Consider the following 15,521-nt stretch of genomic DNA (forward strand, 5'->3'; position numbering starts at 1 on the left):
TCGGACTTCGCGCCCGCGATGAACTGGTGGCGGATCACGTCGATCCGGACCGAGGCGGGTGCGGAGATCGCGGTCGACTACAGCGACCCGGACTGCACCAACCCCGGCCGGCTGCCGAACGTGAACGCGTTGGACAGCAACACCCTGCGCTGCTATCCGGTGAAGTGGGTGCCGCAGGGGTACACCCAGCCGCGCACCGACTACTTCCACAAGTACGTCGTCGACTCGGTGCAGCAGATCGACCTCACCGCCGGTGGCAGCGCCACCAAGACGTTCTACGAGTACGAGAACCCCGAGAACCTGCCGTTGTGGCACTGGGACGGCGAGGACGGCCTCGTCCAGGCCAAGTACAAGACGTGGGGGCAGTGGCGCGGGTATCCGTACGTCAAGACGAAGTTCGGGGAAGGCTCGAAGCAGCAGGTGCTGCGGGCGCAGTACTTCCGCGGCATGCACGGCGACAAGACCGCCTCCGGCACCAGAACGGTGAACGTGACCGGCCTGGAGGGTGGTCCGTTCCCGGACTACGAGCAGTTCGCGGGCATGGTTCGTGAGCAACTCGTCTATCTCGACGGGGCGGTCAACGCCGGCACGGTGACGACCCCGTGGCGGTCGACGACCCCCGCCGCGAGCCGGACGATCAACGGCGTCGTCACCGAGTCCCGCTATGCGGGCAGCGAGAAGACCGCGACCCGCGCGCTGATCAGCGGCGGGCAGTGGCGCCGGTTCGAGACGGTCACCGAGAACGACCAGCAGGGCGTCCCGCTGAAGATCAAGGATCTCGGCGACCCGGCAGACCCGGACGACGACAAGTGCACGGTGCACGAGTACCTGCCCAACACCGACCCCAACGTGTGGGTGCTGCGCTCGGCGAAGCGGGTCCGGACCTGGGCCGGTGACTGCGCCGCCGGCGGGCCGTCCGCCGCGGACCAGGTGATCTCGGATCTGCGGTACACGTACGACAACCTGGCCTACGGCGCGACGCCGACCACGGGACTGGTCACGAAGATCGAGCGGATGAGCGCCTGGAACGGCGGCAACGTCCAGTTCCAGACCGTCGGCACGTACAAGCACGACCCGCACGGCCGCACCACGGAGTCGACCGACATCGCCGGCCGGCTGTCGAAGACCGACTACTCGCCGACGACGGGCGGCCCGCTCGTCGGGATGACCACCACGAACCCGAAGCTGTGGACCACGACGGTCGTCATCGACCCGGCGCACGGCGAGGTGCTCAGCGAGTCCGACGTCAACAGCAGGGTCACCTCGGCGCAGTACGACGCGCTCGGCCGCCGCACCAAGGTGTGGAACGCCGACCGGTTGCAGGCCAGCAACCTGAACACGCCCAGCGTCGAATACCGGTACACGATCAGCAAGACCTCGGTGAACGCGGTCGAGACGCTCAGCCAGGACGCGAACGGCAACTACCAGTCGCTGTTCGAGCTGTACGACGGGCTGCTGCGGCCGCGCCAGAAGCAGGCGAAGGCGGTCGGTGGGGGCAGGATCATCGCCGACACCAACTTCTACGACTCGTTCGGCCGGGTGTGGAAGAGCAACGCGGCCTACGACACGACCGGCACGGCGGGCACGACCCTGCACCAGCCCGCCGACCTGGACGTCCCGGCGCAGAGCCGCATCGACTTCGACACGGCGGGCCGGCCGATCGAGGCCGCGCTGTACTCGGAGAACGTCTACAAGTGGAGCACGGTCACCAAGTACTACGGCGACTACACCACGGTCACCCCGCCGCTCGGCGGGACGGCCGGTGCCACGTTCACCGACAACCGCGGGCAGACGACCAAGCTGCGGCAGTACCACGGCGGCACCCCGACCGGCACCTATGACGAGATCTCCTACAGCTACAACAAGACCGGGCAGGTCGAGAAGATCACCGACGCCTCCGGCAACGTGTGGTCGTACGAGTTCGACGAGCTGGGTCGCACGAAGAAGTCCACGGACCCGGACCGGGGCGCCACCGAGTACACGTACAACACCTCGGACCAGCTGGTGCAGGTGAAGGACGCCGAGAACCGGATTCTGGCGTACACCTACGACGACCTCGACCGGCCCACCTCGATCCGTGACGGCAGCGAGACCGGGCCGCTGCGCGTGCAGACGGTGTACGACCTGCCGGCCAAGGGCCTGACGAAGTCGGTGTCCCGTTTCGTCGGCACCGACGAGTACAAGACCGAGCTGGTCACCGCTGACGCGCTGTACCGGCCGACGCAGACCAGGGTCACCCTTCCGCAGAGCGAGGGCGTCCTCGGCACCTCGTTCGCCGTGCGGAACACGTACAAGGTCAACGGCGACCTGAACACCGTCACGTTCCCGGCCGTCGGCAACCTCGCCGGGGAGACGCTGACGTACGAGTACGACAGCACGTACGGTCTGCCGAAGGCGCTGAGCACGAACTACGGCGACGCGACGTACTACGTCACCGACGCCACGTACACGGAGTTCGGCGAGTCGAGCTCGGTGATCCGGTCCACGGCCCTGACCGGTGCGCCGTTCGTGCAGAGCAAGACCGAGTACGACGACGTCACGCACCAGGTGAAGCGGCAGGCGGTGCTCAAGTCGGTCGGCTCCGCGTACGTCGCGGACGCGGCGTACAAGTACGACCCCGCCGGCAACCTGATCAAGATCGATGACAACCCGCTCAACGGGCAGCGGGACACGCAGTGCTTCGAGTACGACCACGCCCGCCGGCTGAAGCAGGCGTGGACCCCGCAGAGCGGTGACTGCTCGACCTCGCCCGCGTCCACGACGATGGGTGGCCCCGCACCGTACTGGCAGGAGTGGGACTTCGGTGCCGCCACAGACCCCAAGGGGCGCACCGGTTCCAGGCTGAAGGAGATCGACCACCTCACCCCGACCGGGCTGCAGACCACCGACTACACATACCCGAACCAGGGCGTCGCCGGCACCCAGCCGCACCTGTTGAAGGGCTCCACGCTCAAGAACTCCACCGGGCAGGTCCTCAAGACCTCGACGTACGAGTACGACAAGACCGGTAACACCACGTCGCGGCCGGGGCCGAACGGGCAGCAGAACCTGCAGTGGGACGCCGAGGGGCACCTCACCTCGGTGACCGACACGACCGGCACCACGTCATACGTCTACGACGGCGCCGGCAACCGGCTGCTGGCCAAGGACAGCACCGGCGCCACGCTCTATGTCGGCAACATGGAGATCAAGCTCACCGGCGCCTCGACGCTGACGACGACCCGCTTCTACTCGTTCAACGGTCAGGTCGTGGCGCAGCGGACCGGCAGCGGCATCGCCTGGTTGTGCGGCGACCAGCAGGGCACGGGCAATGTCGCGATCAGCGGCGACGCGGCCCAGACCGTGACCCGCCGCCGCCAGACCCCGTACGGCGAGGCTCGTGGCGCGGCGGTGGCCTGGCCGAACAAGAAGGGCTTCGTCGGCGGCACGGCGGACCCCACCGGCCTGGTCCACCTCGGCGCCCGCGAGTACGACCCGAACACGGGCAGGTTCATCTCCCTCGACCCGCTCGTCGACTTCAACGATCCGCAGCAGATGCACGGCTACGCGTACGCGAGCAACAACCCGACCACGCTCTCCGACCCGAGCGGACTGAAGGGCGTCGGCGACTTCTTCAAGGGCTTCCTGAGCGGCCTCTGGAACAGCCTCAAGTTCTGGGAAGCGTTCTTCGGCATCCTCAAGATGCTCCGGGACCCGAAGGGAGCGTGGAACGGCCTCAAGGGCGAGGCGAAGAAGTGGGAGAAGAAGACCGGCAACTTCGTCATGGGCTGGGCCTGCGCGATCAGCGGCATCTGCGACCAGATCGCCTCGTGCGTCGGCGGCGACGCCACCGCCTACGACTGCGGTGTGACCATCGGCGAGCTCGCCGGCGAGATGCTCCTCACCGCCTTGTCCGGCGGCGCGGGGTTGAGCGCCCGCGGCGCCGCCCTCGCCAAGAAGCTCGCCGAGAAGTTCAACGTCAAGATCCCCGGCATCGACACCGGACCGTCACACAACCGCGACGGTAACGGCAACGGCAACAGTTCGGACGGCGACGGGTCCTCGAGCGGCGACTCGGGCAACTCCGGTGACACCACCAAGTCCGGCGACAAGACCGGCGACGGCGGCGACGGGAACAACTCCGGCGGGGACGGCAAGTCCGGCGACCAGAACTCGGGCGGCGACGGCGACAGCTGCAAGCACAGCTTCGATCCGGAGACCAGGGTTCTGATGGCCGACGGCACCGTCAAGGCCATCAAGGACATCCAGGTCGGCGACGAGGTCCTCGCGACCGATCCGGAGACCGGTGAGACGCGCGCCCAGGTCGTCGAGGCGCTGCACCGCAACCTCGACGCGGAGTTCGCCACCCTCGACGTGGTGGACGGCGAGGGCGGCGAGGCCACCCTGCAGACGACCGCCAACCACCCGTTCTGGAACGAATCCCACGAGCGGTGGGAGCACGCGGGGGAGCTGGCGTCCGGCGATCTGCTGGTCGCGCCCGACGGCTCGACGGCCACGGTCAGCGCGTCCGTGGTGTGGACCGGCGCGAAGTACATGCACGACCTCACCGTCGCCCGGATGCACACGTACTACGTGCTCGCCGGTGCGTCCCCGGTGCTCGTGCACAACTGCCCCAAGGACGAGGACAACGACAACTACGCGGCCGACGACCCCTACTCGCCGAAGAACGTCAAGGCCCGGAGTGACCAGTGGAAGGGGCACTTCAAGCAGAACCGGTCGTACTTCCAGGTGCCGCCCGCCATCCATGAGATCGTCCGGCGCATCATGACCGACCCGACGTACCCGCAGCGCCGCAACCCCAACCAGACCAGGGACAACTTCGGCGGGCACAATCTGCCGGCGGGGCACTTCGGGCGTGGTTTCGGCGGTGAACCGATCTACGATCTCGGGGACGGCAGCCAGTTCCGGGTGGTCAGGCGCCGGTCCGACGGGGCGCTCGCCTGGGTCGGCCTCGATCAGCACGGCGTGCACGACTACTCGAAGGTCTATCAGTATCCGTGGGCGACGGCACCTGTGGTGACGTCCGTTCCGTAAGGTGGTTGACCGGCGTGGGGTGCGCGGACCGCACCCCACGCCGGTCCGCGTAGGGCGACGATCGGAGCATGGGGATGCGCGACCTGAGCACGGAGTTCGGTCGTGCCGGCCTGGAGTTCATCACCGTCGCCGACCCCGGGCACCCCTACATCCCGCCCGCGGTCGCCGCGGCGGCGACGAACGCCTCCGAGTTTCCGGGCCGGCGCTGGTTCGAGATCCCGGACGACGCGCCGGACCTGGTCGAGCGGGGCAACGCCGCCTGGCACGAGATGTGCTGCGGCCACGGCCTTTTCACACCCGAGGACCGGCGGTTCCTCGTCGCCGTCGACCTGAGCGAGGACAGCGCCTACGGCACGCGCTGGTGGGCCGAGGTGGCGCTGACCGACGACTGGGATGTCGTCGGCGAGGGCTCGGCGGGCATCCTCGGCCTCGGCCGCGGCCGGCCGGTCTTCGTCATGCTGTCGCGCGACGGCGACGTGGCCGTGCGCGGCGACCTGTGGCAGAGGTCCATCGGCGGGGTCCTCGTGCCCGACGTACAGCGGATGCAGCGGTCCCGGCAGGCCACGGGCTGGATCCTCGACGACCCGAGGTCCAGCCCGGCCGACCTGCGGGTGGTCCGGCGCTGGCTGGATCACCTCGCCGGCCTCCCGGACCGGTAGCCCCGGACAGCACCGTCGTCGCCGCGTGCGGCGATCCCGAAACGGCCGGGACCCGCGACCGCCGGGATGGGTGTTCGACGCGAACGCTCTGACAACCTCATAAGCGCACGCGAATCCGCCTGACGGCGGGTGGTCCGGCTTCGGCTGGGTCACCCGCCGTTTTCGCGTGTGTTGCCGTCCCAGAAACGCCGGTCTCCAGGCCGGGTTCCCGGATGGTGGGACGCGAACAGCGGCTGTCCGGACGGTTGACAACGGGGGTTCGGGCTGCGTTTATTTACGTTACCACCGAAGAAACATCGTTCCACTCTGCGAAACGGCTGCCGGTGCGGTGGAGCGGCCAGCCGGAGCAAACACCAGAGAGGAAGCGGCGATTCGATGAAGAATCCCTCCAGGTTGGCGGCCGGGGCCCTGGGCCTCGTCGCCGCCATCGCCGTCGGCGGCACCGCCGCCGAGGCGTACGGGCCCGCGGCGAACTCGCTCGGCTGTCGGCTGTACTTCAGCGACGCCGGCACGGGCAGCTCGCCGACGACGTGGAACGACACGTTCGGGCTCACCCAGACGCCGGCCACGCCGTCGCCCGGGCAGACCGTCACCGTCACCTTCACGGCGGTCGCCGGGCCGAACAACGGTCCGGTCCCGCTGAACGCGGGTGACGTGCCGGTCGTCATCAAGTTGGCGCTCGGCGGCTCCCAGTCGGGGACCGTCACGCTCAACATGGCCACCTACCCGACCGCCCCGGCGGCCGCGGGCGCGCCGCTCGGCTCCATCACCGCGACCGGCACGTACGTCGCCGGCACGGCCGGGGCCGCGTCGCTCACCGTCACGCAGGCCGTGTTCAACAACGCGACCGCCAAGACGTACTGCTCCGGCCCGGGCGACCGGGACCACAAGGCCGCCCCGGCGGCGAGCACGATCGTCGAGAACTACAGCGTGTTCGGCGGCGGCACCAGCATCACCTCGGTCACCGGGCAGAGCGTCACGAGCGCTGCGCGGGCGGGAAACACCATCAACTTCTCCGTGACCGGGCTGGCTCCAAGCGCGACCCTGAGCGCGTCGCTGAAGAACGCGGGCGGCGGTGGCACCGCTGAAGGCAGCGGCGCCGGCACCACCGACGCCACGGGTGCGGGCACCGGGACGCTCGTCGTCCCCGCCGGCGCCACGACCGGGGCGCGGACGCTGTCGGTGTCCGACGGCACCAACACCGTCACCACGCCGATCACGATCCTCGGCGCACCGGCCATCTCCATCACCCCCGGTGGTGGCGGCGCGGGCACGGCGATCGCGGTGACCGGCACCAACTGGAACCCGGGCAGCACCGTCTCCATCCGGGGCTACAAGGCCGGGGCGCCCCCGCCGCCGCCCACCGCCGACGCGGCGGTCACGGCGACGGCGAGCGCGACCGGCGCGATCACGGGCTCGTTCACGGTGAACGACCCGACCACCGCCTACATCGGCGCGTCGTCGGGCACCGGGCCGGGCACCCTGTTCGCGGTCGCCACCTGGACGGCCTCGGCCGACTCCTGCGTGGCGAAGGCCGGCCTGGCCACCACGGGCTCCTGCAACCTCACCTACAACCTGTCCCAGACGGTCACGGCGGGCAACCTCGCGATGTCCCGCACCACCGGCTCGGGCAACGTCACGTTGAGCGGCGTCACGCTCAACGGCACCGTCCAGCACGGCACCGGCGCGCTCGCGCCGATCACCGTGACGGACTACCGGGGCAGCACCTTCGGCTGGAGCCTGGTCGGTGCGGTCACCGACTTCACCGGTACGCCGGGCGGCAGCATCGCGAAGGCGAACCTCACCTGGATCCCGACGTGTGTGGCCGCCGCCGGCAGTACCAACGCGGTGACGGCGACGGCGGGCTCCGCGGGTGCGGTCGACGGCTCGACCCTGTGCTCGGCCCCGGCCGACGCGGCCGGCACGGGTGGCGGCTTCGACGCGGGCGCCGCGCTCGACCTGCAGATCCCGGCCAACCAGCTGGCCGGCAGCTACACCGCGACGCTCACGATCACGCTGAGCTAGCAGCCGAGGTGGGGGTCCTGCCGGGCCCCCACCTCCAAGCGGGAGGACAGACGTTGCGTTCCTTGACAAGCGTGCTCGCGGTCGTGCTCGCGGTCGCCCTCGTCGGCGCGCCCGCGCACGCCGCGGACAACGGTGAGTGGTCGGTGAACCCGACACCGCCCGCGCAGCCGGGCCCGGCGCCGCGCCTGTACTTCTTCCTCGAGTCGCCGCCCGGCACCTCCGTGCAGGACTCGGTCCGGGTGACGAACCTCGCCGACCAGCCGCGCACGTTCCGCCTGTACGGCGCCGACGCGTACAACACCCCCCGCGACGGCGGGTTCGGCCTGCGTACCCAGGACGCCACCCACGTCGACATCGGCGCCTGGACCCAGGTCGGCGCCGCGACCGTGACGGTGCCGGCGAAGTCGCAGGCGGACGTCCCGTTCGTCATCACCGTGCCCACCAACGCGACCCCCGGCGACCACGTCGGCGGGGTCGTCGCCATGGAGGAGCAGCCGGGCGCGACCACGAAGCAGAACGGCGTCGACGTCACCGTCCGCCGCGCCGTGGCCGCCCGCGTGTACCTGCGCGTCAGCGGGCCGACCGTCCCCGGCCTGCGGGTCGACCACGTGACGACGAAGCACGGGACCCCGTGGCTGCCGTCCACCGTCGACGGTTCCTACACGTACGACGTGGTCAACACCGGCAACCTGCACCTGCCGCCGAAGCTGGAGGTGCGCGTCACCGGGCTGTTCGGCCATCGCATCGCCCAGCACGGCAGCGCGCCGCAGATCGACCTGCTGCCCGGTGCGAGGACCCGGCTCGGCGGCACGTTCAGCGGCGTGTGGCCGTTCGACGTCGTCACCACCTCGGTGACCGTGACCGCCGACGGCGGCGTCTCCGCGCGGTCGCAGGACACGACGGTGGTCGTGTCGTGGCCGACCCTTGCCGTCGTCGTCGCCGGTCTGGTGCTGCTCGTCTGGCACCGTCGCCGCCGCGCCGCCGCGGTGACCGCCAAGCCCCGCAGGCGACTGCCCGAACCGGTGACGGTGCGATGAGGCGGACCCTCACCGTCCTCCGTGGACCTCGGCCGGCGGTGCCTCGGGCCGCCGCCGTCCTGTGCGGACCGCCGCGGACGGTGCCGCCGGCGGCGGCGCGGACCGTCGCCGTCCTCTGTGGACTGCTGCTGGCGGTGCTGCCGGCCGCGCCGGCGCGCGCCGACGGCATGACCGCGAGCGCCGCCGCACCGTCGGCGAAGCCGGGCGCGACGCTGCGGATCACCGGCGCCGGCTGGCCCGCCGGGCAGCTGCTGCAGCTCGTCACCTGCGGCGAGCTCGCCATGACCGGCTCCGGTGCCTGCGACATGCGCGCGGCGGTCGCGACCCCGGCCCGGGCCGACGGCACGTTCGGCGTCGACATCCGCGTCGGTGACCCGCCCCGCCCGTGCCCGTGCGTCGTGCACGTCGCGCTCGTCGGCACCGGCGCCGGCGGGCACGTCGACGTGCCCCTCGACATCCCCGGCCACGCGACCGGCCCGGCGCCGACCGCGGCGAGCACCATCGCCCGCCTCGACGTGGTGCGGATCAGGCTCACCGGCCGGCCGTCGTGGACGGAGTGGTTCGGCGCCCGCGCGGAGCGCACCCTCGTCTACGAGGTCCGCAACCCGGGTGCGCAGAGCCTGCGGGAGCTGCCGCTCAACGTCCGCGTCGGCAAGGGCGGCGGCGACCCGGCGGAAGCGCCGCGCTCCGGCGAGATCCGCCCCGGCGAGACCCGCGAATACCGGGTGCCGGTGACGATCCCGTTCGCGGCGTTCGGCCGGTACCAGGTCCGCGCCGACATCGCCGGGCTGGGCGCCGCGTCGGTCGGCTACGACGCGTACCCGTGGGGGCTGCTGGCGCTCAACGTGTTCGGCGTCGCGCTCATCGTCCTCGGCGTCCACCGCCGCCTGAAGGCCCGGCGGCACCGCGACGCCCTCGTGCCGCAGAGCACCGACCCGTTGCTGTTGCCGCCGCTGGTACGGGTGCCCGCGCTCGGCGCGGTGCTCGTGTTCGACGACGCCCCCGGCGCGAACCGGCTCCGCCGCAAGGCCCGGGCCCAGATCAGCGCCGCGACCCTGCGCGAGCTGATCGGCGAGCCGGACGGCGACGGCGGCACCGCGATCGTCGACCTGGCGGCGCTCGACACCGTCCTCGCGGGCGGCCGCCCGGCATCCGACGTGCCGGAGGCGAGCGGGAGCGCGGCCGTCGTCGACCTCGGCGAGCTGGACGCCTACCTCGCCGGCCACGCGGACGCCGACGACTGGCGGGCCGCACTGCAGCGTCCATCCCGGAAGGGCCGGCCCGGCCGGCGGAAGAGGAGCCCTGATGTGGGTGCGTGAGCGGGTGCACGACTGGTCCCTCGCGCTGCGCGCTGGCGCCGCCGCGGTCGCCGCCGTGGTGGCGTTCGCCGGCTGCTCCTCGGTGATGCCGGGGGCACTGGACGGCGGTGGCGGCACCGGCGACCAGCCGGTGACCGGGGCCGGGCCGGGCGTGACCGCGGACAGCGTCAAGGTCGTGTTCGTCGGCGTCGACCTCAAGGCCACCGCGAGCGTCACCGGCTTCAAGACCGCGGACGCCGGCGACCCGGCCCGCCAGGTCAAGGCCCTCGAGACATGGGTCAACGCCAACGGCGGCGTCGCCGGGCGCAAGATGGTCGCCGTCTACCGCAACTACGAGGCCGCCGACGACTCGCCGGCCGCCGAGGAGCGGCTGTGCAACCAGGTCACCCAGGACGACAAGGCGTTCGCGGTCGTGCTCACCGGCCAGTTCCAGAGCAACGCCCGCCCCTGCTACGCGACCCGCCGCACGCTCGTGCTCGACGCCACCCTCGTCGCCAACGACCAGACCACGTTCACGAAGCTCGCACCGTACCTGTGGTCGGCCAGCTACCCGGACTACGACGAGTTCGTGCGGGCGTTCCTCGGCAGCCTCGAACAGCAGCAGTACTTCGCCGGCAAGACCAAGGCCGGCGTCGTCGCCGCCGACACGCCCACCAACCGCAGCGCGTACGAGCGTCTCGCCGTGCCGGAGCTGAAACGGCTCAACGTCACACCGGCGGTCGCGTGGATCGACACCACCGACCTCGGCACCCTGAACGCCGGGCTCAACCAGGCCGCCGTCGACTTCCGCGCCAAGGGGGTCGACCGCGTGTTCTTCCTCGGCGGCGCCCGGATGGCGTCGTTCTTCCTCACGGTCGCCGCCGCGCAGAGCTTCACCGCCCGCTACGCGCTGTCCAGCTTCGACAACCCGAGCTTCCTGGTGAACAACCCGGCGACGATCCCGAAGGAGGGCCTCGAGGGCGCCGTCGGCATCGGCTTCAACCCCAGCCAGGACGTCCCCGACAGCGCGTACCCGTTCCCCGGCACCGACGCCGAACGCGCCTGCCTGAAGGTGTACGAGGCCGACGGCCAGAAGTTCGCGACCCGCGAGAACGCCCGCGTCGCGTTCCCCTACTGCGACGCGGCGCTGCTGCTGCAGGCCGGCGCCCGCGACCTCGGCGCCGACCTCAACGCGGCCGCGTGGTCGAAGGCCGCCCGCGCGCTCGGCACCGGGTTCAGCCCCGCGACCGGGTTCGCCGGGCTGCTCGGCCCCGGCAGGTTCTCGGCCGCGAACGGCTACCGCCCCCTCGCCTACGACGGCGGCTGCGGCTGCTTCGCCTACCAGGGCGAGGAGGTGCCCTTTGCGGCCCGCTGACGCGCTGTCCTGCGCCGCCGTCGACGCCTCCTACGGGCCCGTGCAGGTGCTGTACGGCGTGAACGTCCACGTCGCCGCCGGCGAGATGGTCGGCGTCTGCGGCCCGAACGGCGTCGGCAAGACCACGCTCGTGCGGGTCCTCGCCGGCCTGCAGCGCCCCGGCGCCGGCGGCCGGGTGCTGCTGGAAGGGCGCGACATCACCGGCGTGCCGGCCGCCCGCCGGGTCCGGCTGGGACTGTCCACGGTGGTCGGTCAGCAGGCGTTCGGGTCGCTGACGGTGGAGGAGAACCTCCGCATGTACGGCTACACGGTCAGCCGCCGCGACGGCCGCCTGCGCAAGGCCGTCGACGGTGCCTTCGCCGTCTTCCCGCGCCTGTACGAGCGGCGCGACCAGCCGGCGTCCACGTTGTCCGGTGGCGAGCGGCAGATGCTCGTGCTCGCCAAGACGCTCATCCAGCGGCCCCGGGTGCTGCTCATCGACGAGTTCTCCCTCGGCCTCGCCCCGGTCGTCGTCGGCGGCCTCCTGGAGATGGTGCGCCGGCTGAACCGGCTCGGCACCGCGCTGCTCGTGGTGGAGCAGTCCGTCAACGTCGCGCTGTCCCTCGTGGACCGCGCGTACTTCATGGAGAAGGGCACGATCGTCGCCGAACACACCTCCGCCGACCTCGCCGACCGGCCCGACCTGGTGCAGTCCCTCATGCTCGGCGGCCACGCATGAGTCTCTGGGGGTACGACTTCGGGCCTGACCGCATCCTGCTGGGGCTGTTCACCGGGCTCACCTACGCGCTGCTCGCCGTCGGCCTGGTGCTGACCTACCGGTCCAGCCGGTTCGTCAACTTCGCGCACGGCTCCATCGGCGTCTTCGGCGCCGCCGTGCTCGGCCGGCTCGTCGCCGGCGAAGGCATGCCGTACTGGGTCGCGTTCCCGGCCGCGATGGCGGTCGCTGCGGGCGTCGCCGCCGGTGTCGAGGCGGGCGTGGTCCGGCGGCTGCGGCACCGGTCCCGGGTCATCGGCATGATCGCCACCCTCGGGCTGTCGCAGTTCATCCTCGTCGTGTCGCTGCTGGTGAACCGGCAGGGCGTCAGCGGCGCCACCTTCCCCCGGCCGCCGGGCCTGCCGTCGTTCACCGTCGGGCGGACCCCGGTCGGGCCGGCGTTCACCGCCATGCTGATCCTCACCCCGATCCTGCTCGCGGGGCTCGCCCTGTTCCTGAAGCGGTCCCGGCACGGCCTCGCCATCCGCGCCGCCGCCGACCAGCCGTCCGCGGCGCTCCTCGACGGCGTCGCCGCGCCGCGGATGGCCACCGTCGCGTGGGCGATCGCCGGCGGGATCGCGGCGTTCTCCGCCATCCTCGTCACACCCACCCAGGGCGCCCAGTCCATCGACACGCTCGGCCCCGACCTGCTGCTGAAGGGCCTCGCCGGCGCCGTCATCGCCCGGCTGTCGTCGATCCCCGTCGCGTTCGCGGCGTCGCTGGGCATCGGCGTCCTCGAACAGATCCTGCTGTCCGGGTCCGCCGGCACCGGCATCGTCCAGGTGGTGCTCGGCGCGACCGTCCTCATCGCGCTGCTGCGCCAGCCGAGGCTCGGCCGGCGCGACACCGACGACGGCGGCTGGGCCCGCTCCGGCGCCGCGGTCCTGACCGGTCCGTGGCCGGTGCGGCACCTCGGCCGGCTCGTCGCCGCCGCCGGGTTCCTGGTCGCCGCGGCCCTCGCATACCTCGTGGACAACCAGACCGCGTCGGCGCTGACGACCGTCGCCGGGTTCACGCTCGTGGCGCTGTCGGTCCTCGTCGTCACCGGCGTCGCGGGCGAGCTGTCCCTCGGCCAGTTCGCGTTCGCCGGCATCGGCGGCGCCGTGTCCGTGCGGGTCGGCGCCGACACCGGCAACTTCTTCGTCGGCGTCGTCGCCGGCTGCGCCGCGGCCGCCCTCGCCGCGGCCGCCGTCGGGGTGCCCGCGCTGCGCCTGCGGGGACTCGCGCTCGCCGTCACCACCCTCGCGTTCGCCCTCGCCACCAGCGCCTACCTGCTGCGCCGCGACTGGCTGCTCGGCTCCGGCGTCAGCACCCCGAAGCCGCGCTGGGCCGGCTACACCCTCGAGGTCGCCAAGGACTACTACCTCTTCGCGCTGCTCATGCTCGGCCTCGGGATCTGGCTGACGGCGAACCTGCGCCGCGGCGCGTTCGGGCGGCTGCTCACCGCGCTGCGCGACAACGAGGAGGCCGCGCGGGCGCTGACCGTCTCCGCGCCGCTGCGCAAGCTCCAGGCCTACGCGGTCGCCGGCGCGCTCGCCGGGCTCGGCGGTGCCGTCATCGGCCACGGCCAGACGCAGCTCACCGTCAACAGCTTCCCGGCGAGCGCGAGCGTGGACGTCGTCGCCGTCACGGTCGTCGGCGGCATCGGCCTGCTGGGCGGGCCGCTGCTCGGGGCGCTGTTCATCGTCGGTATCCCGTCCTTCGTGGACCTCGGCATCCCCGGGCAGGCGGCGCTCACCCTCGCGTGGCTGCTCGTCGTCGTGCTGCTGCCACAGGGTCTCGGAGGTCTGCTGGTACGGGCCCGCGACCGGCTCGCCGCACGGTGGTCCGAGCCCGCGAAACCCGCGGCGAAGCCGGAGCAGGTCGCCGGCCCGGCGCTGCCGGCGCGCACCGTGCCGTTGCGCCCGCCGGTGGACGGGGAGCGGCTGCTCGTGGTGCGGGGCGTCACGAAGGCGTTCGGCGGGGTGACGGCGGTCAACGGCGTACACCTGGACGTCGCCGACGGGGAGGTCCTCGGCATCATCGGGCCCAACGGCGCCGGCAAGACCACGCTGTTCGAGATCCTCGCCGGGTTCGTCCGGCCCGACGCCGGCAGCGTGACCTTCGCGGGCGGCGACGTCACCCGCGCCACCCCCGAGCACCGCGCGAAGCTCGGTCTCGTCCGGTCGTTCCAGGACGCCCGGCTCTTCAGCACGATGACCGTCCTGGAGACCGTGATGACGGCGGGGGAGCGGACCGCGCCGAGCCACCTGCTCACCTCCGCGCTCGGCGGTCCGGTCGCCGAGCGGCGCAAGGCCGCGCGGGCCGCCGAGCTGGTCGACCTCATGGGACTGTCCACGGTGGCCGGTTCGCTGGTCGGGAATCTGTCGACCGGCACCCGCCGGATGGTCGAGATCACCTGCCTGCTCGCGCTCGAACCGGCGCTGCTGCTGCTCGACGAGCCGTCCTCGGGCGTCTCCCAGGCCGACGGCGCCGCGCTCGGCGACCTGCTGCTGCGCGTGCACCGCGAGCTCGGCACCACGCTGCTCGTCATCGAGCACGACCTGCCCCTGCTGTCCCGCCTCGCCACCCGGATGGTCGCGATGGAGGGCGGCCGGATCATCGCCGACGGCACCCCGGACGACGTCCGCGCGCACCCCGCCGTCGTGCGCTCCTACCTCGGCACCGACCTCGCGGCCGTCAACCGGTCCGGCGCAACCCACTGAGGAGACCTTCGATGCAACGACGGATCGCATCCCTGGCGGTGCTGGTCACCGCGGCGCTCGCCGCTGTCGTCCCGCTCGGCGCGGCGCCCGCGTGGGCCGCGCCGACGCTCACCGTCAGCAAGACCACCGGCCTGACCGATGGGGTGTCGGTGACCGTCGGCGGCAGCGGCTTCACCGCCAACCTCAAGCAGATCGCCGTCGGGCAGTGCATCGAGGAGGTGAAGGGCCCCACCGACTGCAACCTCGCGGGCGGCTCCCAGTTCGTCAACGCCGACGCCTCCGGCAAGATCCCCACGGTCACGCTGAAGCTGGCGCAGAAGTTCGGCACGTTCGACTGCACCAAGCGCACCTGCGTGATCGCCGCGCAGATCCTGCCGTCCGGCGGCAACGCGGGCGAGATCGCCGCCAACAAGGCCTCGGTGAAGCTGACGTTCGGCGCCGCCGCCGCCCAGCCGACCACCCAGGCCGCCGCGGCGGCCACGACCGAGGCGGCGGCGCTGCCGAAGACCGGCCCCGGCGACGAGCCGTTCGTCGTCGTCCTGGCCGGGTCGGCGCTGCTCACGCTCGGCATCGGGCTTCTCGTCGTGCTCCCGGCCCGCCGGCGCCGCGCGCACACCGCGGAAGGGGTGTGAGC

Annotated in this window: 9 protein-coding genes; all 9 read left to right on the forward strand. The window is 72.1% G+C overall.

Going from position 1 to position 15,521, the window contains the following annotated elements:
• Positions 1-18: 18 nt before the first annotated feature.
• The 9 genes from AB0I21_RS16415 to AB0I21_RS16455 all read left to right on the forward strand — a co-directional run bounded on the left by AB0I21_RS16415 (position 19) and on the right by AB0I21_RS16455 (position 15,519).
• Positions 19-5,034: a polymorphic toxin-type HINT domain-containing protein gene (locus AB0I21_RS16415; RefSeq protein ID WP_360561865.1), complete on the forward strand. Its 5,016-nt coding sequence runs from the start codon at positions 19-21 to the stop codon at positions 5,032-5,034.
• Between the two features lie 68 nt (positions 5,035-5,102).
• On the forward strand, positions 5,103-5,693 hold the full coding sequence (locus AB0I21_RS16420) for a hypothetical protein (protein WP_360561867.1): 591 nt from the start codon (positions 5,103-5,105) through the stop codon (positions 5,691-5,693).
• Positions 5,694-6,068: 375 nt separating this feature from the next.
• A complete protein-coding gene (locus AB0I21_RS16425) occupies positions 6,069-7,718 on the forward strand; it encodes a hypothetical protein (protein WP_360561869.1) in 1,650 nt (549 codons plus the stop codon).
• Between the two features lie 71 nt (positions 7,719-7,789).
• On the forward strand, positions 7,790-8,755 hold the full coding sequence (locus AB0I21_RS16430; RefSeq protein WP_360562061.1) for a DUF916 domain-containing protein: 966 nt from the start codon (positions 7,790-7,792) through the stop codon (positions 8,753-8,755).
• On the forward strand, positions 8,752-10,074 hold the full coding sequence (locus AB0I21_RS16435; protein WP_360561870.1) for a hypothetical protein: 1,323 nt from the start codon (positions 8,752-8,754) through the stop codon (positions 10,072-10,074). The genes AB0I21_RS16430 and AB0I21_RS16435 overlap by 4 nt, the downstream gene beginning before the upstream one ends.
• Positions 10,061-11,428 carry a hypothetical protein gene (locus AB0I21_RS16440; protein ID WP_360561872.1) on the forward strand — a complete coding sequence of 456 codons (1,368 nt, stop codon included), beginning with the start codon at positions 10,061-10,063 and terminating at the stop codon, positions 11,426-11,428. Before AB0I21_RS16435 ends, AB0I21_RS16440 begins: the two co-directional genes overlap by 14 nt.
• Positions 11,415-12,146, forward strand: a complete 732-nt coding sequence (locus AB0I21_RS16445; protein WP_360561874.1) for an ABC transporter ATP-binding protein — start codon at positions 11,415-11,417, stop codon at positions 12,144-12,146. The genes AB0I21_RS16440 and AB0I21_RS16445 overlap by 14 nt, the downstream gene beginning before the upstream one ends.
• Positions 12,143-14,887, forward strand: coding sequence for an ATP-binding cassette domain-containing protein (locus AB0I21_RS16450; RefSeq protein WP_360561876.1), 2,745 nt, complete (start codon positions 12,143-12,145; stop codon positions 14,885-14,887). Before AB0I21_RS16445 ends, AB0I21_RS16450 begins: the two co-directional genes overlap by 4 nt.
• 11 nt (positions 14,888-14,898) lie before the next feature.
• Positions 14,899-15,519, forward strand: a complete 621-nt coding sequence (locus AB0I21_RS16455) for a neocarzinostatin apoprotein domain-containing protein (protein WP_360561877.1) — start codon at positions 14,899-14,901, stop codon at positions 15,517-15,519.
• Positions 15,520-15,521: the final 2 nt, after the last annotated feature.

It is taken from the genome of Dactylosporangium sp. NPDC050588, from assembly GCF_040654975.1.
In the GTDB taxonomy this organism is placed as follows: Bacteria; Actinomycetota; Actinomycetes; order Mycobacteriales; family Micromonosporaceae; genus Dactylosporangium; species Dactylosporangium maewongense.